This window comes from Methylibium sp. (assembly GCF_965279545.1).
GTDB lineage: Bacteria > Pseudomonadota > Gammaproteobacteria > Burkholderiales > Burkholderiaceae_C > Methylibium.
This window is the reverse complement of the sequence record NZ_OZ257250.1, coordinates 46,838-67,033: the sequence shown is the minus strand read 5'-3', so window position 1 is coordinate 67,033 and position 20,196 is coordinate 46,838. Positions and strand designations below refer to the sequence as shown.

Here is a 20,196-nt window from a genome sequence, read left to right as displayed (position 1 = left end):
GCTAGCGCCGGATTGTCGGTCAACACGTACACTGACCCTCCATGACGACACCCGTCCTGACCGTGCTTTTCGCAGCGTTCCTGGTCGGCTCCCTGCTGCTGCGGGCATGGCTCGCCAGCCGCCAGATCCGCCACGTGGCCGCCCACCGCAACCGTGTGCCGGGCGCGTTCACGGCCACCGTGAGCCTGCAGGCGCACCAGCGCGCGGCCGACTACACGCTCGCCAAACTGCGCCTGGGCCTGCTGACGATGGCCTTCGGCGCCGCCGTGCTGCTGGGCTGGACGCTGCTCGGCGGGCTCGACGCCCTCAACGCCTGGCTGATCACCCATGCCCGGGCGCCACTCGGCGACCTGGGCTACCAGCTCGCGCTGCTGGCGGCCTTCGCGCTGATCACCGGCCTGGTCGACCTGCCTTTCGAGGCCTGGACCACCTTCCGCCTCGAGCAGCGCTACGGCTTCAACCGCATGACGCCGGGACTGTGGCTGGCCGATCAGGCCAAGGGGCTGCTGGTCGGCGCGTTGCTGGGCCTGCCGGTGGTGGCGTTGATCCTGTGGCTGATGGGTGCCGCCGGCGCGCGCTGGTGGCTGTGGGCCTGGGGCGTGTGGGTGGGTTTCAACCTGCTGGTGCTGGTGCTCTACCCCACCGTCATCGCACCGCTGTTCAACAAGTTCCGGCCGCTCGAGGACGGCGCGCTGAAGGCCCGCGTCGAGGCGCTGATGGCGCGCTGCGGCTTCGCGGCCAAGGGCCTGTTCGTGATGGACGGCAGCCGCCGCTCGGCCCATGCCAATGCCTACTTCACCGGCTTCGGTGCCGCCAAGCGCGTGGTGTTCTTCGACACGCTGCTGTCCAAGCTGTCGCCGAGCGAGGTCGAGGCGGTGCTCGCGCACGAGCTCGGTCACTTCAAGCACCGCCACGTGATGAAGCGCATCGCCGCGATGTTCGCGCTCAGCCTGGCCGGCTTTGCGCTGCTCGGCTGGCTGTCGCAACAGGTGTGGTTCTATGCCGGGCTGGGCGTGAGCCCGAGCATCGAGGCGCCGAACGATGCACTCGCGCTGTTGCTGTTCCTGCTGTCCGGGCCGGTGTTCAGTTTCCTGGTGGCGCCCGTGTTCGCCGGCCTGTCGCGCAAGCACGAGTTCGAGGCCGACGCCTATGCCTGCGCGCAGACCAGTGCACAAGACCTCGGCGGCGCGCTGCTCAAGCTCTATGAAGACAATGCCTCGACGCTGACCCCGGACCGGCTCTACGTGCGGTTCTACTACTCGCATCCGCCGGCGTCGGAGCGGCTGGCCGCGATGGGAGCCATCGCATGAGATTGGTCGAGCAACACTGCCTGCCGCAGACCGACGGCGCGATGACGCCGTACGAGATCGGCAAGCACCTGCAGATGGTGGTCGGCTGGTCGCTGGTCGACGGCTCGATCGAGAAGACCTACAGCTTCGCGAACTACCACGAGACCATCGGTTTCGTGAACGCGGTGGCCTGGATCGCCAACCGCGAAGACCACCACCCTGACCTCGCGGTCGGCTACGACCGCTGCGCCGTGCGCTTCAACACCCACTCGGTGAACGGCATCTCGCTGAACGACTTCATCTGCGCCGCGAAGCTCGACGCGCTGCTCACATGAAGGAGCGCGCTTGACCCGACCGGTCGAGCTCGACCTGGGTCTCGTGGTGGCTGGCCACGGCCGCCACTACATCGTCGAGACGCCGGAAGGCCGGCGCCTGATCTGCCATCCGCGCGGCAAGAAGAGCGCGCTGGTCGTCGGCGACCGCGTGCGCTGGCAACCGATCGGTGGCGATCAGGACGAGGGCGTGATCGAGCACCTCGAGCCGCGCCGCAACCTGCTGTTCCGCCAGGACGAATGGAAGACCAAGTCCTTCGCGGCGAACCTCGACCTGCTGCTGATCTGGCTGGCCGTCGATCCGCAGTTCAGCGAATCTCAGCTCACCCGCGCACTGATCGCCGCCGAGTCGGCCGGCATCGACGCGACGATCGTGCTCAACAAGACCGACCTGCCGGACACCGAGGCGCAGCGCGCCCGCCTCGCGCCCTACCGGGCGATGGGCTATGCCGTGATCGAGCTGTCGCTCAAGCATGCGTTCGACGCGGCGGCCGGTGCCCTGCGCACGCTGCTCGCCGGCCGGACCACGCTGGTGCTCGGCCCGTCGGGCACCGGCAAGAGCACGCTGATCAACGCATTGTTGCCGAGCGCCAGGGCCCAGGTCGGCGAGATCTCGCAGGCCCTCAACTCGGGCCGGCACACCACCACCACCACGCAGTGGTACTGGCTGGACCGCGAGACGAACAGCGCACTGATCGACTCGCCGGGTTTCCAGGAGTTCGGCCTGCAGCAGATCGAGGCCCAGCAGCTGCCGGCCTACATGCCGGACCTGCGCGCCCACGCCGGCGGCTGCAAGTTCTACAACTGCACCCACCGCCAGGAACCGGGCTGCTCTGTGATCACCGCGGTCGAGCGCGGCGAAGTCAGTGCGAGCCGCTGGCGGATCTACGGGGACCTGATGGACGAGTTGACGCGCACGCGCTGGTGATCCGGCAGCGATCGCCGTAGCGCGGCCGGTGGACCGGGTGAAGGTCCACCGGCCGCGACAAGAAAAAGGGGCTGCCTGCGGGCAGCCCCTTTTCGATCCGGACGGGCGCAGCGCTCAGCGACCGTCGCGCGATCCGAAGCGCGGGGCACCGTCGCGGCGCCCACCGCCGAAACCGCCGCCCGCCGGGCGGCCGCCGCGGCCCTGGCCGTGACGCTGCCCCGGCATCGGCTTGGCCGGCCGCGCCTTCTGCGGCGTCGGCTCCAGGCCGACGATCACGCTGGCCTCGATAGGCTGGCGGGTGAAGGCCTCGATCGCGCGGATCTTGCCGCGCTCGCGATGCTCGGCGATCGTGATGGCGGTGCCGGCTCGGCCGGCTCGGCCGGTGCGGCCGATGCGGTGGACATAGTCCTCGGCCTTCATGGGCAGACCGAAGTTGATGACGTGGCTGATGCTCGGCACGTCGAGGCCGCGCGCGGCGACGTCGGTGGCCACGAGCACGCGCACATGACCGTCACGCACGTTCTGCAGGCGGCGGTTGCGCACCGCCTGCGGCATGGCGCCGTGCAGCGCGACGGCCGAGTGGCCCTGCTGCTGCAGCGCCTCGGCGATCGCCTCGGTGTCGACCTGGGTGCTGGCGAACACCACTGCCTGGTCCACCTCGGCGTCCCGCAGCCAGTGCTCGAGCAGCGCCTGCTTGTGGACCATGTTGTCGGCCCAATGCAGGGTCTGGGTGATGTCGGCGTGCACGTCGTGCGCGGTCGCGAGTTCGAGCCGGCCCGGCGAGCGCATCAGCTTGGCGGCGAGCGTCATGATGCGCGGCGCGAAGGTGGCCGAGAACATCATCGTCTGCTCGCGCTTCGCAGTGGCTTCGGCGATCGCCGCCAGGTCGTCGGCAAAGCCGAGGTCGAGCATGCGGTCGGCTTCGTCGACCACCAGCACCTGCGTCTCGTCGAGGCAGATCTGGCCGCGCCCATGCAAGTCGAGCAGGCGACCGGGGGTGGCGAGCACGAGTTGCGCGCCGCGCAGGTCGAACAGCTGCTTGCCGAACGGCATGCCGCCCACGATGGTGGCGATGCGCAGGCCGCGCGCGGCGTCGCGCAGCGGGTGCTGCTTGCCTTCGGCGCGCAGCGCTTCGCTGACGCCGCGCATCAGGTCGATCGCATCGGAGCAGACCTGTTGGGCAAGCTCACGGGTCGGACACAGCACCACGGCACGCGGCGTCGCCACGCGGCTTGCTTCCACGGCGCCCGCGTTCAGCAGGCGGTGCAGCAGCGGCAGCAGGAAGGCCGCGGTCTTGCCGGTGCCGGTCTGGCTGCTCACCATCCAGTCGCCCCCCTTCAGGGCGGCGGGGATGGCCTGCGCCTGAACATTGGTGGGGGCGGTGAAGCCGAGCTGGGTCACGGCGTGCAGCAGCGGTGCGGCAAGGCCAAGGGATTCAAAATTCGAAGCAGTCACGAAGCATCCCCGCCGGGTTGCCGGCGGGTCCGTCATCGCCGCATGCAGGCATGCGGCAGGTTGGTCCAAACACATCGACCAACAGACGGAATGCACTGTGTGCAATGGCCCCGAAGGAACGGGTGAGGCCGGGCTGGTGACGATGCACTGACCCTCGAAACCTGCCTTGCAGGTGAGGGAGGCTGCTTTTTGCAGCGCAACAAGGATTGTCTCACATCCGCACGACGCGCGCTGCTACAAAGTCCCGGGCCTGCCGTCCGCACAGGCCCGGGCGGAGTGCTTCCTACAATCGACGCCGACTTCCCGGCCCTCATTCGTCATGCCCACCTTCCCGTTTCTCGAGGCGCTCGGCCACGGCATCACCATCATCGACACCGGCTTCATGCGGCCGCGCTTCGACGCCGCCTATCTCGTCGTCGAGTCGGGCCGGGCCGCCTACATCGACAGCGGCACCAACGACGCCCTGCCGCGCCTGCTGGCGGCGCTCGACGCGCAGGGCCTGGGCCGCGAGGCGGTCGACTACGTGATCGTGACCCACGTGCACCTCGACCACGCCGGGGCCGCCGGGCTGCTGATGCAGCAGTTGCCGAACGCGAGGCTGGTGGTCCACCCGCGCGGCGCGCCGCACATGATCGACCCGAGCGCGCTGGTCGCCGGCGCCAGCGCGGTCTACGGCGCCGAGCAAGTGGCGCGCACCTACGGCACCGTGCAGCCGGTGCCGGCCGGGCGCGTGCTCGCCAGCCACGACGGCATGGTGCTCGACCTGGCCGGCCTGCCGCTGCTGCTGATCGAGACCCCGGGCCATGCGCGCCATCACCACTGCATCTGGGACGAGCGCAGCCGCGGCTGGTTCAGCGGCGACACCTTCGGCCTGTCCTATCCGGAGTTCGAGACGCCGGGCGGTCGCTACCTGTTGCCGACGACGACGCCGGTGCAGTTCGAACCCGAACCGCTGAAGGCCTCGGTCGCGCGCATGCTGGAGCACCGGCCGGTCTGCATGTACCTGACGCACTACGGCCGCGTCGACGACGTGGGCCCGCTGGCAGCGCAGTTGGTGGAGCAGATCGACGCGATGGTCGTGCTGGCCCGACAACTGGCCGCAGCCGACGACCGCGACGCGCGGCTGCGCAGCGGCCTCGCCCGGCTCTACCGGGAGCGTCTGCGCGCCCGCGGCAGCGGGCTCGACGATGCACGCATCGATGAGCTGCTGGCGACCGACGTGACACTCAACGCGCAGGGTCTGGGCGTCTGGCTCGACCGCGAGGCTCGCAACGCGGCGTAGCCCGCCGAGGCACAGGACCGGCAGCGGGCCGAGCCGTCGCTCGGGCCTGCGGCGTGAACCGTGTCACGGCCCGCAGCAGCGAGCGCGCCGTGTTGTTGCGCTGCATCAATTTTGCGGCGGTCGGTGCTGCCGATCATCCCGGGACACCGACAGACCACCCCGGAGCATCCCTTGCGCCTGAACACGCCCGTGACCGCCGATGAATACCCCTTCCCCTCCGGAGAAACGCTGGTTTCGACGACGGACCTGAAGGGCCGCATCACCTACTGCAATTCGGCCTTCATCCATGTCAGCGGCTACGCCCGCGAAGAACTGCTAGGCCAGCCGCACAACATGATCCGGCACCCGGACATGCCCGAGGAAGCCTTCCGCGACATGTGGGCGACGATTGCATCCGGCCGCCCTTGGTCGGCGCCGGTCAAGAACCGCCGCAAGGACGGCAGCTGCTACTGGGTGATGGCGAATGTCACGCCGATCATGACCGGTGACCAGCCGATCGGCTACATGTCGGTGCGCACCCATCCCGAGCGCGCCGACGTCATCGCGGCCGAGCAGCTGTACACGACGATGCGTGCCGAGAAGGCGGCCGGTCCTCTGGTGCACCGCTTCGAGTCGGGGCGCCTGATCGTCGACAACTGGGGGGGCCGTATCGCGAACGCGCTGCGCCTGCCGCTGCAAGCCCGGCTGGGCGTGACTGCGGCGCTGCTGGGCGCAACGGGGTTCGTCGCGGGAGCCTTCTCGACCGCTGGCTTCCATGCCCCGGGGCTGACGCAAGCGCTGGCGGCAGCGGCGATGCTGGCGTTGTGCGGAGTGATCGGCGGCGCCTACCTGAGCCGGCTGACCGTCGGGCCGCTGGCGCGCCTGGTGCAGTTCGCCAATCGCATGGCAGCCGGGGACCTGACGCAGAAGATCGACAACGACCGGCACGACCTGGTCGGCCAGCTCACCCAGGGGCTGAACCAGTTGAACGTGAACCTGCAGTCGATCGTGCGCGACGCGCGCAACGAGATCGAGCAGATGCGAGTGGTCACCGGCGAGATCGCCTCCGGCAACCAGGATCTCTCGGGCCGCACCGAGTCGCAGGCCAGCAGCCTGCAGCAGACGGCCGCATCGATGGAGCAGATCACCGGCACCGTGCGGCAGAGCGCCGACTCGGCCGAACAGGCGACGCGCCTCGCCACCGAGGCCACCGCCGTGACCCAGCGCAGCAGCGACGCGGTCCAGGACGTGACGCGCACGATGGGCGAGATCAGCGCATCGTCGCACCGCATCGGCGAGATCATCCAGGTGATCGACGGCATCGCCTTCCAGACCAACCTCCTCGCGCTCAACGCCGCCGTCGAGGCGGCGCGGGCCGGCGAGCAGGGCCGCGGCTTCGCGGTCGTGGCCGCCGAGGTGCGCTCGCTCGCCCAGCGCACGACCGCCGCAGCGCGCGAGGTCAAGCAGCTGATCGAGGACTCGGCCTCGAGGGTCGAGGCTGGCAGCCGGTTCACCGACACCGCGCGCACGACCATGGACGACGCCTTGCGCACGGTGCAGCAGGTCGGCAGCCTGATCGGCGAGATCAGCCACGGTGCGCGCGAACAGCTGACGGGCATCTCGCAGATCAACGAGGCGGTCACGCAGCTGGACACGATCACGCAGCAGAACGCCGCGCTGGTCGAGCAGATGGCGGCCTCCGCGGTCTCGCTGGCACAGCAATCGGGCACGCTGGCCGAGACGGTCAAGGTGTTCCGCATCGACGGCAGCGCAACGGCGGCCCCCGACGCGGTGGCGCTGCGGCGCTCGATGAGGCAGACCCTGCACGCGGCCTGAGGCACAGAGCCTCCGCGCGAGGCCTGCCGTCGGCACTACACTGCCGTCGACGAGAGCCCGCCCACCGCGCGGGCTCGCGGCTTTCGGGAGCCGAGATGAATGCCGTGAACTTCGCGCTGGCCGGCAAGGTGACCGTAGTCACCGGCGCCGCACAAGGGATCGGCGCGGCCTGCGCCGAGCGTTTTGCGCGCGAGGGCGCACCGGTCGCACTGTGGGACGTGGACGACGCCCGCGGCGCCGCGCTGGCGCAGCGCCTCGAGGCCGAAGGCTGGCGTGCGCTCTACCTGCACTGCGACGTGTCGCGCTCGGAGCAGGTGCACCGCGCGCTGGCCGCCACGCTGGCCGCCTTCGGCCGCATCGACGTGCTGGTCAACAACGCCGGCATCTTCAGGGCCGCGGAGTTCCTCGACGTCACCGAGGCCGACTGGGACGCGGTGATCGGCGTGAACCTGAAGGGTGCCTTCCTGGTCGGACAGGCCTGCGCCCGCGTGATGGCGGCGCAGGGCAGCGGCGCGGTCGTCAACATGAGTTCGGTCAACGGCCTGATGGCCATCCCGACGATCGCCAGCTACAACGCCAGCAAGGGCGGCATCAACCAGCTCACGCGCGCCATGGCACTGGCGCTGGCCGACAAGGGGGTGCGCGTCAATGCCGTCGCCCCGGGCACGATCGCAACCGAGCTGGCCGCGCAGGCGGTGCTGACCAGCGACGACGCCCGGCAGCGCATCCTCGGCCGCACGCCGCTGCGGCGGCTGGGCGAGCCGGCCGAGATCGCCGACGTGGTGGCCTTCCTGGCCAGCGGCGCGGCGAGCTACCTCACCGGCCAGATCGTCTACGCCGACGGCGGGCGCCTGGCACTGAACTACTCGGTCCCTGCCTGAGCGGCCCGGCCGACACGCAAACCTTCCCGACCTCCCCTCACGCCGGCAGGACAGTGCTCGCCGCTCGCGTCTCGCGGATCGGCAGGTGCACCAGCGCCGCACCGAAAGCCAGCAGGATGTCGACGATCCAGATCGCGTCGTAGTTGCCGGTCCATTCGAAGGCCTTGCCGCCGAAGTAGGCGCCGAGAAAGCCGCCGAGCTGGTGCGCCAGCATCACGATGCCGAACAGCGTGGCCATGTGGGCCGGACCGAAGAACTTGGCCACCAGCCCGGCCGTCGGCGGCACCGTGGACAGGAAGCTCAGGCCGATCGCCGCCGAGAAAGCCAGCATCACGGCCTCGGTCTTGGGTGCCAGCAGGAAGGCCAGCACCACGAGGCCGCGTGCGGCATAGACCAGCGACAGCAGCGACTTCATGCGCCAGCGCCCGCCCCGGTGGCCGAGCGCCCAGCCCATCGCGAAGCTGCCGACGATGTTGAACAGACCCACCATCGCGAGCGACCAGGCGCCGATGGCCGGCGGCAGCTGGCAGGCCGCCACCACGCCCGGCAGGTGGGTGGCGATGAAGGCGACGTGGAAGCCGCAGACGAAGAAGCCGGCACAGAGGAAGCGGTAGCTCGGATCGGCCAGCGCGCGCCGCACCGCCGCGCGCGTGCCCTCGGGCCGGGCGGTGCCGGCCATAGCGAGCTGCTTCGAGTTGCCGCGCAGCACCCAGGCGGCCGGCAGGGCGAGCAGCACCAGGAAGGCCATGCTCTGCATCGCCGCCGCCCAGCCGGCGGCGGCCGTGAGGCCTTGCGCGATCGGTGCGAACACGAACTGCCCGAAGGAGCCGCCGGCATTGACCACGCCGGTGGCGATGCCGCGCTTGGCCGGCTCGATCAACCGCGTGGTCGCGGCCATCAGCACCGACGGCCCGGCCATGCCGGCACCGCCCGCCGCCAGCACGCCGATCGCGAAGATCAGCCCGGCGGTCGTGTGCATGTAAGGCGTGATCGCCGTGCCCAGCGCGACCAGCAGCACGCCGGCGAAGACCACGCGCCCGGCGCCGATGCGGTCGGCCACCATGCCGGCGAAGGGCTGCGTCAGCCCCCACCAGAGCTGGCCGAAGGCGAAGGCCAGGCTGATGCTGCCCAGGCCCAGGCCGGTGCTGGTGTTCAGCACGCTCAGAAACAAGCCCATCGACTGGCGCACGCCCATCGTCAGGGCGAAGGTGCCGGCCGCGGCCAGCAGCACCAGCCAGAGCAGCGGCGCGACGCGCGGTGCCGCGCTGGCCTTCGGGTCACTCATCGGATTCGTCATCGGTGCTGTCGAGCAAGTCCAGGCAATCGTCGATCAGCGAGTGCAGCGCCGCCACGCGCGCCGCGCTCAGCCGTTCGTTGAGCGCGAGCTGCGCCTGCTTCCACGCGCGCTGCGCTTCGGTGCGCTTGGCGCGCCCCGCTTCGGTGGCCTCGACGAGGCGGCTGCGCGCGTCCTCGCCCGGACCGAGCGTCAACCAGCCCTGGGCCACCAGCGGCTGCAGGTTGCGCGTCAGCGTCGACGCCTCGAGGCGCATCTGCCGGGCCAGGTCGCCGGGGCGGATCGGTCCCAGCTTCACCACGTGCGACAGCAGCGAGTACTGTGTGTTCTTGAGGCCCAGCGGGGCCACGTAGGCGTCGTAGTGGCGCGTCACGGCGCGGCTGAGCTGCCGCAGCTTCAGGTTGGTGCAGCCCCGAGGCGAGGTGGCGGCGATGGTCCGTGGGGCGGTCGTCATGTTTTAATTGTAGCTACAATTGTTGTATCTACACTTTCTTGAGGGGAACGATGAGCAAACCGACTCCCACCGAAGCCGCTGCCACCCTGGCGCGCTGGCAGGCCGACGAAGCCGCCGTGCGTTCGCGAGCCTGTCCCACGGGGGTCAGCCGGCTCGAGCAGGTCGCGCACCTGAGCGGGCTGCAGATCTTCGAAGCCATGTTCGCCGGCGAACTGCCCTTCCCGCCGATCAGCGACACGCTGGATTTCCTGCCGGTGCACATCGAGCACGGCCATGCGGTGTTCCAGGGCCGGCCGCTGTTTCGACACTACAACCCGCTCGGCTCGGTGCACGGCGGCTGGTTCGCAACGCTGCTCGATTCGGCCGTGGCGTGTGCGGTGCACTCGGCCCTGCCCGCCGGCAAGACCTACACGACCGTGGAGCTGAAGATCAACCTGGTGCGCGCCTTGAGCGAGAAGGTGCCGCTGGTGCGCGCCGAAGGCCGCTTGATTCACCTCGGGCGCAGCATGGGCACCGCCGACGGCCGCCTGATCGGCCCCGACGGCACGCTGTACGCTCACGCCTCGACCACCTGCTTCATCCTCGACCTTCCAGAACCGCGATGAGACTCCTGCACACCATGCTGCGCGTCGGCGACCTGCAACGCTCGGTCGATTTCTACACCCAGGTGCTGGGCATGCGCCTGCTGCGCAGCACCGAGCGACCGGCGCAGAAGTACAGCCTGGCCTTCCTCGGCTACGGCACGAACCCCGAGCATGCCGAGATCGAGCTGACCTACAACCACGGCGTCGACCACTACGAACTCGGCAGCGCCTACGGCCACATCGCGATCGGCGTGCCCGACGTGGCGGCCACCTGCGCCGCCGTGCGCGAGAAGGCGCAGGCCCTGGGCGGTGCGATCACCCGCGAGCCGGGGCCCGTGCAAGGCGGCGACACCGTGATCGCCTTCATCGCCGATCCCGACGGTTACAAGATCGAACTGATCGAACGCCCTTAATGGGCGTGGTCTGCGTGGCTTTTCCCGCGATGCGCGGCCCCTGCAGAGCTTGACAGGGGCAGGCCTCAGGCGGCAATCTTGTTGCCGTGCAGCAAGCCTTGGATTACGACCCCGAGCCCGCCCCCTGCGCCGAGGAAAACGGTGCGGTGTCCGTCGCGCCGCTGCGCGACCCGCAAGTGCTGTTCGAGCGCACGCTGGGGGCGCGCAACCCCAAGCACGACGTCTGGGTCTTCGGCTACGCCTCGCTGATCTGGCGCCCCGAGTTCGAGGCGGCGGAACAGCGGCTCGCGCGCGTGCACGGTCAGCACCGCGCGTTCCGGATGCGCTCGCGCATCAACCGCGGCACGCCGGATCGTCCGGGTCTCGTCTGCGCGCTGGTGCCCGGCGGGTCCTGCTCCGGCATGGTCTACCGCCTGGAGCCTTCGCGTGCCGACACCGAGTTGCTCCGCCTGTGGGAGCGCGAGATGTTCACCGGCGTGTACGACCCGAAGTGGCTGCAATGCCACACCGCGCAAGGCCAGGTGACGGCACTCGCCTTCACGCTCAGCAAACAGAGCCCCAACTACACCGGCGAGTTGGACGACGACACGCTGATCGGCATCCTGCGCCACGCCAGAGGCCGCTTCGGCAGCACGCTCGACTACCTGATCGAGACTGCCACCTGCCTGCGCCGCTGCGGCATCCGGGATCAGGCGATCGAGCGCCAGGTGGCGTTGGCGCAGCGCGCCGGGCTGACGGCCTAGGCTGCGCCGCGCCGCAGCGGAATGCGGCCGCTGCGAGTCGCGTGCCGGTCAGCCCACGGCCGCTGCACCGGCCGGCGCCGGATACAAGGCGCGCATCCGCTGCAGATCCTGCTCGGTGTCCACGTCCAGCAAGACCCCACCATCGGGCACCTCGACCCCATGCGCCGGGTAGCGCGCCACGAGCCGACGGGCGCCTTCGTCACCGCTGAGCCGGGCCAGTTCGGAATACAGCTCCGCTCCGAATGCCACCGGGTGCCCGCGCCGGCCGCGGTGCTGGGCGTACACGACGGGATGGTGCGGCATCGCGGCAGCGACGGCCCGCAGCGTGGCCGGCTGCACCAGCGGCATGTCGCCAGGCAGGACCAGCCAGCCGCTGGCATTCGAGCGGGCCGTCACGCCCGCTGCGATGGAGTAGCCCATGCCGAGCAAACCGCCGCTGTCCTCGCCACCGGCCGCCGGCAGAACGACCACGTCGCGCGCAGCGATGGTGGCGGTGACCTGCGCGTACAGCGTTTCGGTGGTCACCACGAGCACCGGCAGCCTGCTCTGGATGGCATTCGACAGCGTGGTGTCAAGCACGGTCGAACGGCCGAACGCCTGCTCGAGCTTGTGCCCGCGCTCGCCCCGGCCGCCGGCGAACCGCACCCCGCTGCCCGCCGCCAACACCACCACCATCGGACCCTGTCGCACCGAACGCTCTCCCGGATTCGTCTTGCCGTCACCGGTTGTGTACCCACCGGCAAATCACAGGGCGATCAGACCGCGAGCCGGGGCAAACCGGAAGTGGGAGCTCTACCTAAGGCCTAGCCCGCGGCTGGGCACCCCGATTGCTCCACCACGCACCCGAGGGCGCTCCACCCCGCGCGAAGTGCCCGGCATGACCGTCTCGACGCCGGCCGGGCCCAGGGGCACCCCCGGGCATGGGCCGGCGCTGGCCGGCCCGGGCAGCCTCCATCAGGCGACGGAGTCGAACGGCAGCTTGCGCAGCCGTTTGCCGGTCAGTGCGGCGACGGCGTTGGCCACGGCCGGCGCGATCGGCGGCACCCCGGGCTCGCCCAGGCCGGTGGGCGGGTCGTTGCTCGGCACGAAATGCACCGCGACCGGCGGCGCGTCGGTGATGCGCGGCGGCGGGAAGTCGCTGAACTGGCTTTGCTCCACCACGCCGTCCTTCAGCGTGATCGCGAAGCCGGGCTGGATCATGCCCAGCCCGAACACGGCAGCGCCCTGGATCTGCGCCTCGGCCGCGGTCGGGTTGACCACCTGGTTGGCGTGCACGCCGGCCGTGACCGCATGCACCTTGGGCCGGCCTTCGACGATCGACACGTCGACCACGTAGGCCACCACCGAGCCGAAGGACTCGTGCACCGCCACGCCCCAGGCGTGGCCTGCCGGCAGCGGCTTGCCGTAGCCGGATCGGTCGACCGCGAGCTGCAGCGCCGCCACGTGGCGGGCGTGCTTCTTCGGGTCGAGCTTCGCGAGCCGCCACGCCACCGGGTCCTGGCCGGCCGCGCGGGCCACTTCGTCGACCAGGGTCTCCATCACGTAGCCGGTGTGGGTGTGGCCGACCGAGCGCCACCACAGCACCGGCACCGCGACGTCGGGATGGCTGACGCGCAGGCGCATCGGCAGCGCGTAGTCGTTCTCGACCACGCCCTCGGTCATGGTGCCGTCGATGCCATCCTTGACCAGAAAGGCTTCGAACGGCGAGCCCTTGAGCAGCGACTGGCCGACGATCACGTGGTCCCAGCCCTGCACCTGCCCCCGGTCATCGAGCGCGATCTCGACATGGTGCAGGTGCGCCGGGCGGTAGTAACCGCCCTTGATGTCGTCTTCGCGGCTCCACATCACCTTCAGCGGCGTCTTCCCCCAGGCCTTGGCGATCCCCGCTGCTTCCCGCAGGTAGTCCGAGGTCGGCACCGCGCGGCGGCCGAAGCCGCCGCCCGCGGGCAGCGTGTTGAGCGTGACCTGCTCGGGCTTCAGGCCCAGGGTCTGGGCGATCGCCATCTGGTCGATGGTCTGGAACTGCGTGCCGGCCCAGACCGTCGCGCGGTCGGCCTTCAGGTCGAAGGTCGCGTTGAGCGGCTCCATCGGCGCGTGCGCCAGGTAAGGGAACTCGTACTCGGCAACGATCTTCTTCGGCGCGGCCTTGCGGGCCGCCTCGAGTGCCGACGCGTCCCCCCCGAGCGCGGTGTATTTGGGGGCCTTGGCCTCCTCGCGGTACTGAGCGAGCAGCTTGTCGCTGCTGACGGTGCCGCCGACGCCGGCCTTCCACTGCACCTGCAGGGCCTCGCGGCCCTGCTTGGCCGGCCAGTAGCCGTCGGCGATCACGGCCAGGCCGCTGCCGCCGCGGTCGGTCGGCACCTGGAGCACGTCGACCACGCCCTTGATCGCCTTGGCCTTGCTCGCATCGAAGCTCTCCACCTGGCCGCCGAAGGTCGGCGCGCGCAGCAGCAGCGCGACCTTCATGCCGGGCAGGCGCTGGTCGATGCCGTAGTTCTTCTTGCCCGAGGCGCTGGCCACGGCATCGATGCGGCCCTTGCCATGGCCGATGATCTTGTAGTCGGCCGGCGCCTTCAGGACCACCTTCGCCGGCACCGGCTGCCGGGCCGCCGCGGCGGCCAGCGAAGCGTAGCTCGCGCTCTTGTTGCCGCAGCGGACCATGCCGGCGCCGGTTTTGCATTGTTCGACCGGCAGCTTCCACTGCCCGGCCGCCGCGGCGACCAGCATCATCCGCGTCGCCGCACCGATCTCGCGGTACTGCTGCCAGGAATTCGGCACGGCGCTGGAGCCGCCCGTCATCTGGATGCCGAACAGCGGGTCCTTGTAGGCCTCGCCGGCCGGTGCGAGGCTGGCGCGCACCTGCTTCCAGTCGACGTCGAGTTCCTCGGCCACCAGCATCGGCAGCGCGGTCAGTGCGCCCTGGCCGAAGTCGAGCCGGTTGACGCGGATCTCGACGGTGTTGTCGGGCAGGATCTTGATGAAGGGGCCGGGGTCGACCGGCTTCTTCGGCGCTGCGGCTGCACCCTCCTCGGCGGCCAGCGCGGCCGGCGCAGACCAGCTGACGGCGAGCCCGCCGCCGGCGAGCGCACTGAGCTTGAGGAAGCCGCGCCGGTCGAAGTCGCCGGTGGGTGCGCGGGTATCTGCGTGCGGGGCCTGCCCCGCGAGGCGTTTGGCGACGAGTGCGAAGTCCATGCTGCGGTCCTCAGGCCAGGGTCTTCGCGGCGTCATGGATGGCGGCGCGAATGCGTTGGTAGGTGCCGCAGCGGCAGATGTTGCCGGCCATCGCGGCGTCGATGTCGGCGTCGCTCGGCGCCTTGTTGGTCTTCAGCAGGCCGGTCGCGCTCATGATCTGGCCGCTCTGGCAGTAGCCGCACTGGGCCACGTCGTGCCGGATCCATGCCGTCTGCACGGCCTTGCCGACCTTGTCATTGCCGACGGCCTCGATCGTCGTGACCTTCTTGCCGGCGACCATGGCGACCGGCGTGATGCAGGAGCGCGTCGGCTGGCCGTCCACGTGCACGGTGCAGGCGCCACAGGCGGCGATGCCGCAGCCGAACTTGGTGCCGGTCATCGCCAGGTCGTCGCGCAGCGTCCATAGCAAGGGGGTGGTCGGGTCGACATCGACGCTGGTCGCCTTGCCGTTCAGTGTGAAACGTGTGCTCATGCTTGCTCCCGGCTCTGCAAGGAGCGGACTGTGCTCCGCCACACGGCACGCACCGCGAAGGGCCGCGGAATCCCGAGCGCAAGGGAGGGCCAAGTTCCGGATTCACCGGCCGCCTACACTTTTGTGCATGCGACAAGACATTGCCGACCTGCGCAAGAGCTACGAGCAAGGCGAGCTCGACGAGCAGCACTCGGCCGCCGACCCGCTGCGCCAGTTCGAGCAGTGGCTCGACCAGGCGCTGAAGGCCGAGCTGCCGGAGCCGAACGCGATGACGCTCGCCACCGTCGGCGCAGACGGCCGCCCGTCGACGCGCGTGGTGCTCATCAAGGGCTTCGATGCGCACGGCATCGTCTGGTACACCAACTACGAAAGCCGCAAGGGCCGCGAGCTGGCCGCGCACCCGTTCGCGGCGCTGCAGTTCCACTGGGTCGAACTCGAGCGCGTGGTGCGCATCGAGGGCCGGGTGGAAAAGGTCAGCGCCGAGGAGTCGGATGCCTATTTCCGTTCGCGTCCGCTGGATTCGCGGCTCGGCGCCTGGGCCTCGCCGCAGAGCCAGGTGATCGCGTCGCGCGCGGTGCTGGTGGCCAATGCGGCCCGCTACGGCGCCCAGTTCCTGTTGAACCCGCCGCGCCCGCCGCACTGGGGCGGCTTTCGGCTGCTGCCCGACCGCTGGGAGTTCTGGCAGGGCCGCAAGAGCCGCCTGCACGACCGGCTGCGCTACGCGCAGCAGCCCGCCGGGGGCTGGCTGCGCGAGCGCCTGGCGCCGTAGCGCCGGGCCCGGTCAGAACGCGACGCGCACGCCGGCGCTGAGGCTGCGCCCCGGCAAGGGCGCCAGGTCGCGCACCGTCGCGACCGAGCCGGCGTTGTAGGCCAGCCGGTCGGTCAGGTTGTCGAGCTTCACGAAGAACAGCGCGTCGTTGCCGCCGAAGACCAGCCGCTTGCTGAGCGCCAGGTTGACCAGCGTGTAGCCGGCCGTGACATCGTCGTCGGAGGGCACGCGGTCCTGCCTCTGCGCGCGCACCACCTCGCCGCGCAGCGTCCAGCCCTCCTGTGCGTAGACCGCACCGAGCTTGATGCGCAGCGGGGCGATGCGCGGCAGCGGCTCGCCGGTGGTGCGGTTGGTCGCGCGCACGGTGTCGAGCTGCGCGTCCAGGTCGACCGTCCGCGCCCCCTCCAGCACGCGCCAGGCCCCCTCGAACTCGAAGCCGCTGAGCCGCGCCTTGACATCCTGGAAGGCATAGACCGGAAAGGCCTCGCCCGCGTCGTTCACGAAGTCCGGCTCCGCCGTGCGCAGCAGCGCGATGTAGTTCGAGAAGCTGCTGACGAAGGCCCCCGCCCGCAGCCGGTCGTGCCCGGACTTCCATTCCAGCGCCACGTCGAGGTTGCTGCCCTTTTCCTTGCCCAGCGCCGCATCGCCGCGCTCGAAGGCGGCCGTGGCGATGTGCACGCCGTTGGCGAACAGCTCGTAGTTCGTCGGCGCCCGCTCGGTGTAGGCGAGGTTGCCGTCGAGCTGCCAGCCGCTGCCCAGCGCCGCGGCAAGGTCCCACACCCCGCCCAGCGCTGCGCTGCCGGCCGTGAAGCGGCGGCTTTGCGCGTCGCCGAACTTCGGGTCGGCGGCGCCGGCATCGCCCGCCGAGTCGATGCGATGGCGCTCAACCCGTGCGCCGAAGGTGAACCGCGATGCACCCTGCAGCTTCAGCTCTTCATGGGCGAACAGGGCCAGCTGCTCGCTCGTCGTGCTCGGCACGAAGGCCTCTTCGCCCAGCGCCTCGAACTTCGCGTGTTCGGCCTGCAGGCCGAACACGCCCCTCAGGTCGCCCAGCGGCGCGTGCTCGAACTCCAGGCGGCCGTCGCTGCCCTTGTTCTTGAAGGTCGTGCCGACCTCGCCGCTACCTTCGACTTCCCGATGCTGGTAGTCGGTGGCCTGCAAGCGCGCGCGCACGCTGCGGATCGGGCCGCCGAGGTCGCGCCACTCGCCGGCCAGCGCCAGCTTGTCGCGCTTCATGCGGATCAGCACGTCGTCTTCGGCCACGATGCCGTAGTCGTTGCGGTAGGTGTCGAGCGAGGCGCCCAGGTAGCCGTGGTCCCACACCAGGGCCGCGCCGAGGGCGCCGCCCTTGGCGTCGCTGGCCGAGTTGACGATGCGGTCGCGGCGCTCGGTCGTGCCGCCCTCGACCGGCCGCTCGAAGTCGGGCACGCGCAGGTCGTCGGTCTTGCGGGCGAACACGTCGGCATGGATCACCAGGCCGTTGCCGCCTGCCTCGACCAGCGCACCGGCCGAACGCTCCTGCGCCGCGCCGCCGCCGCGCAATTCGATCGCGCCGCCGACGCCGTCGAGCGCGGCCTTCGGGATGCGGTTGTCGATCGCGTTGACCACGCCGCCGACGGCGCTGCCGCCGTACAGCAGGGCGGCCGGGCCGCGCAGGACTTCGAGCCGCTCGACCACCAGCGGATCGATCGGCACCGCATGGTCGAAGCTCAGCGCCGAGGCATCGAGCGTCGCCCCCGCGTTGTTGAGCACGCGGATGCGGTCGCCGTCCTGTCCGCGGATGACAGGCCGGTTGGCGTTGGGGCCGAAGTAGCTGGACGAGACGCCGGGCAGGCCGGACAGCGTCTCGCCCAGGCTGCTGCCGCGCTGGAGCACGAGGGCCGGGCCCGCCAGCACGCTGCTGGGCGTGGCGATGCCGTCGCTGTCCAGCGGGTTGCCGGTGACGATGACGGGCGCCAGCGTGGCCGGGGACGGGGGTGGGGTCTGCGCGAACGCGAGCAGCGGGGCACCGAGCAGCGGCAGGAAGGCGGCGTGGAGCGCCAGCGAAAGGGGAGTGAGTGACGAGCGCATGCGACTGACCCGCGAAGCGGGTTCCATTCATGAAAGAGATGGGGCGACGTCCGGGAGCGAGCCGCACGGGGCCCGGCCCGAAGCGCCGACAGCGCAGGGGGGCGCCGCGGCCCAGGCCGCAACGGCACCCCTGCGAACACGATCAGGCGATCGTCAGCGGCGGCGCGCGGGCGCGGTAGGCGAGCCGGGCCGTGCCACGCGGCACCGCCGGCGGGAGCACGGCAACGCTGCGCGGGGGCAGCACGGGCGCGGCATCGATGCCGCCGCCGACGGCGAAATCGCCCAGGGCCAGTTGGTCGTAGAGCTGGCAGGACGGCGTGCCGCGGTCGTGGCCGAACAGCGCTTCGAGCCCGTGCTGCGGCGATCCGGGCGCCCCGCCCTGCGCCGCGGCCACGCGGTGAACGAACGCCGCGCCTCCCGGCTGCGGCCCGTGCAGGCTGCGGTGCGCCAGGCCCAGCGCCTGCGCCCACAGCAGCGCGACGCACAGCACCGCGCCGAGCCAGGGGCCCGGAACGGTGAGCGCACGCAATTGCCGCAGTTTCATGAAGGCAGGGGAGAGGACATGGCGCCGCGCAGTATCCGCCATGCGCCGGCGCTCAACCCCGGCGGCGCGCGGCGAAGGTCTTGCGGAACTTCTCGACCTTGGGCGCGACGACGAAGGCGCAATAGCCCTGCCCCGGATGCTGCGCGAAGTAGTTCTGGTGGTAGGCCTCGGCCGGCCAGTAGTTGGCCTCCGGCGTCACCTCGGTGACGACCGTGCCGCGCACCCCGCCGCTGGCCTGCAGCTCGGCGATCACCTCATGCGCGATGCGCGCCTGCTCGTCGCCGTGGGTGTAGATGCCCGAGCGGTATTGCGTGCCCACGTCGTTGCCCTGGCGGTTGGGCGTGGTCGGGTCGTGCACCACGAAGAAGATCTCCAGCAGCTCCCGAAAGCCGATGCGCTGCGGGTCGAACTGCACGCGCACGACCTCGGCATGGCCGGTCTCGCCGCTGCACACCTGCTCGTAGCTGGGGTCGTTCACATGGCCGTTGCTGTAGCCGGACTCGACCGCGACGACGCCGTCGACGTCCAGGAACACGGCCTCGGTGCACCAGAAGCAGCCGCCGCCGAGGGTGGCGGTTTCAAGGGTCGTCGGGGTGTTCATCGGTCGCTTTCCTTGCACGTCGGAGCGCGCCGCAGTGCAGCGCAGGGAATGGATGCGGTGGCGTGACGTGACAAAACCCCGCACCCGGCTGCCATGACAGGCGAATTCGATCATGCCGCAGGGCAGCGCACGAGCGCCTGTCCACAATGCGTCGATCCGACCCGCAGGAACTTACATGACCGGCCTCGAACCCTACAAGCCCCTGCTCACCGCGCTGGTGCTGCCGCCCGTGCCCTGGCTGCTGCTGATGCTGATCGGCGGGCGCCTGGCCGCGTGGCGGCAGCGCCTGGGCATGGCCCTGCTGCTGCTCGGCGCCGCGCTGACCTGGCTGAGCGCCTGCCAAGGCACCGGCCACTGGCTGCAGGCTACGCTGCTGCTGCCGCCCCTGCCGCTGAGCGAGGCCGACATCGCCGGCCTGAAGCCCCCCAAGCCCGAACCGGCACCGACGACGGCGATCCTGGTGCTGGGCGCCGGGCGCATACCGCGCACGCCGGAGTCGGGCGCGGCCGACCTGCAGCCGGCCTCGCTGGAGCGCCTGCGCTACGCGGTGCGGCTGTCGCGCCAGACCGGGCTGCCGCTGGCCTTCAGCGGCGGCGTCGGCTGGGCCCAGCGCGACGACGGCGGCCTGTCGGAAGCCGAGATCGCACAGCGCATCGCCGAGCGCGACTTCCTGCGCCCGATCAAGTGGGTGGAAACCGCGTCGCGCGACACCCGCGAGAACGCCATCCTGAGCGTCAAGCAGCTGCACGCGGCCGGCATCCGCCACATCGTGCTGGTGACCCATGCCTGGCACATGCCCCGCGCGCTGCGCGCCTTCAGGCAGGCCAGCGGCGACACCCTGCAGATCACCGCGGCGCCGATGGGCTACTTCATGGCGGCCGACCGCGGCGTCCTCGAATGGCTGCCCAGCAATGCAGGCTTCGAACAGGTGCGCACCGTGTCGCGTGAGCTGCTGGCGCGCGCCGTCGGCTACTGAGCACCCCCAGGGCCGGTCTGCGCCCAGCCCGCCCCCCGCGGGGGTCAAGGAAACTTGGGGCGGCCCGGCGTTTCCTTGAGAGCCGACGGACGCACGGCCGAT

The 20,196-nt window shown here is 70.7% G+C and carries 20 protein-coding genes; 11 read left to right on the top strand and 9 right to left on the bottom strand.

Translation table 11 applies throughout. The features are described from left to right. Nucleotides 1-41 precede the first annotated feature (41 nt). From ACQY9S_RS00285 to rsgA, 3 genes are read left to right on the top strand one after another with little or no spacing between them, the layout of a single operon-like run. A complete protein-coding gene (locus ACQY9S_RS00285; protein WP_428422580.1) occupies nt 42-1,310 on the top strand; it encodes a M48 family metallopeptidase in 1,269 nt (422 codons plus the stop codon). A 41-nt stretch (nt 1,311-1,351) separates the two neighbouring features. After that, nucleotides 1,352-1,624: a 4a-hydroxytetrahydrobiopterin dehydratase gene (locus ACQY9S_RS00280; protein ID WP_428425527.1), complete on the top strand. Its 273-nt coding sequence runs from the start codon at nt 1,352-1,354 to the stop codon at nt 1,622-1,624. A gap of 10 nt (nt 1,625-1,634) precedes the next feature. Continuing rightward, a complete protein-coding gene (gene rsgA, locus ACQY9S_RS00275; RefSeq protein WP_428422579.1) occupies nt 1,635-2,549 on the top strand; it encodes a ribosome small subunit-dependent GTPase A in 915 nt (304 codons plus the stop codon). Between the two features lie 114 nt (nt 2,550-2,663). On the opposite strand, the gene ACQY9S_RS00270 is transcribed toward rsgA, so the two are convergent. Beyond that, a complete protein-coding gene (locus ACQY9S_RS00270; protein ID WP_428422578.1) occupies nt 2,664-4,004 on the bottom strand; it encodes a DEAD/DEAH box helicase in 1,341 nt (446 codons plus the stop codon). Between the two features lie 319 nt (nt 4,005-4,323). On the opposite strand from ACQY9S_RS00270, the gene ACQY9S_RS00265 reads away from it, so the two are divergent. The 3 genes from ACQY9S_RS00265 to ACQY9S_RS00255 all read left to right on the top strand — a co-directional run bounded on the left by ACQY9S_RS00265 (nt 4,324) and on the right by ACQY9S_RS00255 (nt 7,982). After that, nucleotides 4,324-5,286 carry an MBL fold metallo-hydrolase gene (locus ACQY9S_RS00265; RefSeq protein WP_428422577.1) on the top strand — a complete coding sequence of 321 codons (963 nt, stop codon included), beginning with the start codon at nt 4,324-4,326 and terminating at the stop codon, nt 5,284-5,286. A gap of 171 nt (nt 5,287-5,457) precedes the next feature. After that, nucleotides 5,458-7,101: a methyl-accepting chemotaxis protein gene (locus ACQY9S_RS00260; protein ID WP_428422576.1), complete on the top strand. Its 1,644-nt coding sequence runs from the start codon at nt 5,458-5,460 to the stop codon at nt 7,099-7,101. Nucleotides 7,102-7,196: 95 nt separating this feature from the next. Continuing rightward, a complete protein-coding gene (locus ACQY9S_RS00255) occupies nt 7,197-7,982 on the top strand; it encodes an SDR family NAD(P)-dependent oxidoreductase (protein ID WP_428422575.1) in 786 nt (261 codons plus the stop codon). A 37-nt stretch (nt 7,983-8,019) separates the two neighbouring features. On the opposite strand, the gene ACQY9S_RS00250 is transcribed toward ACQY9S_RS00255, so the two are convergent. Both ACQY9S_RS00250 and ACQY9S_RS00245 read right to left on the bottom strand, forming a co-directional pair. Further along, nucleotides 8,020-9,267: an MFS transporter gene (locus ACQY9S_RS00250; protein WP_428422574.1), complete on the bottom strand. Its 1,248-nt coding sequence runs from the start codon at nt 9,265-9,267 to the stop codon at nt 8,020-8,022. Further along, complete coding sequence (locus ACQY9S_RS00245; protein WP_428422573.1) at nt 9,260-9,730, bottom strand: MarR family winged helix-turn-helix transcriptional regulator; 471 nt, start codon at nt 9,728-9,730, stop codon at nt 9,260-9,262. The genes ACQY9S_RS00250 and ACQY9S_RS00245 overlap by 8 nt, the downstream gene beginning before the upstream one ends. 50 nt (nt 9,731-9,780) lie before the next feature. On the opposite strand from ACQY9S_RS00245, the gene ACQY9S_RS00240 reads away from it, so the two are divergent. The 3 genes from ACQY9S_RS00240 (at nt 9,781) to ACQY9S_RS00230 (ending at nt 11,470) form a co-directional block, all read left to right on the top strand. Next, complete coding sequence (locus ACQY9S_RS00240; RefSeq protein WP_428422572.1) at nt 9,781-10,335, top strand: PaaI family thioesterase; 555 nt, start codon at nt 9,781-9,783, stop codon at nt 10,333-10,335. Continuing rightward, nucleotides 10,332-10,727 (top strand): lactoylglutathione lyase, encoded by a 396-nt coding sequence (gloA, locus tag ACQY9S_RS00235; RefSeq protein ID WP_428422571.1) that lies wholly within the window; start codon nt 10,332-10,334, stop codon nt 10,725-10,727. Before ACQY9S_RS00240 ends, gloA begins: the two co-directional genes overlap by 4 nt. 98 nt (nt 10,728-10,825) lie before the next feature. After that, the gene (locus ACQY9S_RS00230) at nt 10,826-11,470 is read left to right on the top strand and encodes a gamma-glutamylcyclotransferase (protein WP_428422570.1); all 645 of its coding nucleotides are present in this window, start codon (nt 10,826-10,828) and stop codon (nt 11,468-11,470) included. A gap of 48 nt (nt 11,471-11,518) precedes the next feature. Here the strand turns inward: ACQY9S_RS00230 and ACQY9S_RS00225 are convergent, their stop codons facing one another. The 3 genes from ACQY9S_RS00225 to ACQY9S_RS00215 form a co-directional block, all read right to left on the bottom strand. Further along, on the bottom strand, nt 11,519-12,160 hold the full coding sequence (locus ACQY9S_RS00225) for a nucleotidyltransferase family protein (RefSeq protein ID WP_428422569.1): 642 nt from the start codon (nt 12,158-12,160) through the stop codon (nt 11,519-11,521). Nucleotides 12,161-12,424: 264 nt separating this feature from the next. After that, nucleotides 12,425-14,662 (bottom strand): molybdopterin cofactor-binding domain-containing protein, encoded by a 2,238-nt coding sequence (locus tag ACQY9S_RS00220; protein ID WP_428422568.1) that lies wholly within the window; start codon nt 14,660-14,662, stop codon nt 12,425-12,427. 10 nt (nt 14,663-14,672) lie between these two features. Then, a complete protein-coding gene (locus ACQY9S_RS00215; RefSeq protein WP_428422567.1) occupies nt 14,673-15,134 on the bottom strand; it encodes a (2Fe-2S)-binding protein in 462 nt (153 codons plus the stop codon). Nucleotides 15,135-15,261: 127 nt separating this feature from the next. Here ACQY9S_RS00215 and pdxH point away from each other — a divergent pair, with 127 nt between their 5' ends. Next, on the top strand, nt 15,262-15,903 hold the full coding sequence (gene pdxH / locus ACQY9S_RS00210; RefSeq protein WP_428422566.1) for a pyridoxamine 5'-phosphate oxidase: 642 nt from the start codon (nt 15,262-15,264) through the stop codon (nt 15,901-15,903). 12 nt (nt 15,904-15,915) lie between these two features. On the opposite strand, the gene ACQY9S_RS00205 is transcribed toward pdxH, so the two are convergent. The 3 genes from ACQY9S_RS00205 to msrA form a co-directional block, all read right to left on the bottom strand. Continuing rightward, the gene (locus ACQY9S_RS00205; RefSeq protein WP_428422565.1) at nt 15,916-17,973 is read right to left on the bottom strand and encodes a TonB-dependent receptor; all 2,058 of its coding nucleotides are present in this window, start codon (nt 17,971-17,973) and stop codon (nt 15,916-15,918) included. Between the two features lie 142 nt (nt 17,974-18,115). Next, nucleotides 18,116-18,517: a hypothetical protein gene (locus ACQY9S_RS00200; RefSeq protein ID WP_428422564.1), complete on the bottom strand. Its 402-nt coding sequence runs from the start codon at nt 18,515-18,517 to the stop codon at nt 18,116-18,118. 52 nt (nt 18,518-18,569) lie between these two features. Next, entirely contained in the window at nt 18,570-19,118 is a 549-nt protein-coding gene (gene msrA / locus ACQY9S_RS00195; protein WP_428422563.1) for a peptide-methionine (S)-S-oxide reductase MsrA, read from the bottom strand. 175 nt (nt 19,119-19,293) lie between these two features. Here msrA and ACQY9S_RS00190 point away from each other — a divergent pair, with 175 nt between their 5' ends. Further along, entirely contained in the window at nt 19,294-20,094 is an 801-nt protein-coding gene (locus ACQY9S_RS00190) for a YdcF family protein (RefSeq protein ID WP_428422562.1), read from the top strand. Nucleotides 20,095-20,196 lie beyond the last annotated feature (102 nt).

Coding starts and splice junctions, on each gene's coding strand:
- ACQY9S_RS00285 (WP_428422580.1), top strand. CDS start 42: ATGACGACACCCGTCCTGACCGTGCTTTTCGCAGCGTTCCTGGTCGGC.
- ACQY9S_RS00280 (WP_428425527.1), top strand. CDS start 1,352: ATGACGCCGTACGAGATCGGCAAGCACCTGCAGATGGTGGTCGGCTGG.
- ACQY9S_RS00265 (WP_428422577.1), top strand. CDS start 4,324: ATGCCCACCTTCCCGTTTCTCGAGGCGCTCGGCCACGGCATCACCATC.
- ACQY9S_RS00255 (WP_428422575.1), top strand. CDS start 7,197: ATGAATGCCGTGAACTTCGCGCTGGCCGGCAAGGTGACCGTAGTCACC.
- ACQY9S_RS00250 (WP_428422574.1), bottom strand. CDS start 9,267: ATGAGTGACCCGAAGGCCAGCGCGGCACCGCGCGTCGCGCCGCTGCTC.
- ACQY9S_RS00245 (WP_428422573.1), bottom strand. CDS start 9,730: ATGACGACCGCCCCACGGACCATCGCCGCCACCTCGCCTCGGGGCTGC.
- ACQY9S_RS00240 (WP_428422572.1), top strand. CDS start 9,781: ATGAGCAAACCGACTCCCACCGAAGCCGCTGCCACCCTGGCGCGCTGG.
- gloA (WP_428422571.1), top strand. CDS start 10,332: ATGAGACTCCTGCACACCATGCTGCGCGTCGGCGACCTGCAACGCTCG.
- ACQY9S_RS00220 (WP_428422568.1), bottom strand. CDS start 14,662: ATGGACTTCGCACTCGTCGCCAAACGCCTCGCGGGGCAGGCCCCGCAC.
- ACQY9S_RS00215 (WP_428422567.1), bottom strand. CDS start 15,134: ATGAGCACACGTTTCACACTGAACGGCAAGGCGACCAGCGTCGATGTC.
- pdxH (WP_428422566.1), top strand. CDS start 15,262: ATGCGACAAGACATTGCCGACCTGCGCAAGAGCTACGAGCAAGGCGAG.
- ACQY9S_RS00205 (WP_428422565.1), bottom strand. CDS start 17,973: ATGCGCTCGTCACTCACTCCCCTTTCGCTGGCGCTCCACGCCGCCTTC.
- ACQY9S_RS00200 (WP_428422564.1), bottom strand. CDS start 18,517: ATGAAACTGCGGCAATTGCGTGCGCTCACCGTTCCGGGCCCCTGGCTC.
- msrA (WP_428422563.1), bottom strand. CDS start 19,118: ATGAACACCCCGACGACCCTTGAAACCGCCACCCTCGGCGGCGGCTGC.
- ACQY9S_RS00190 (WP_428422562.1), top strand. CDS start 19,294: ATGACCGGCCTCGAACCCTACAAGCCCCTGCTCACCGCGCTGGTGCTG.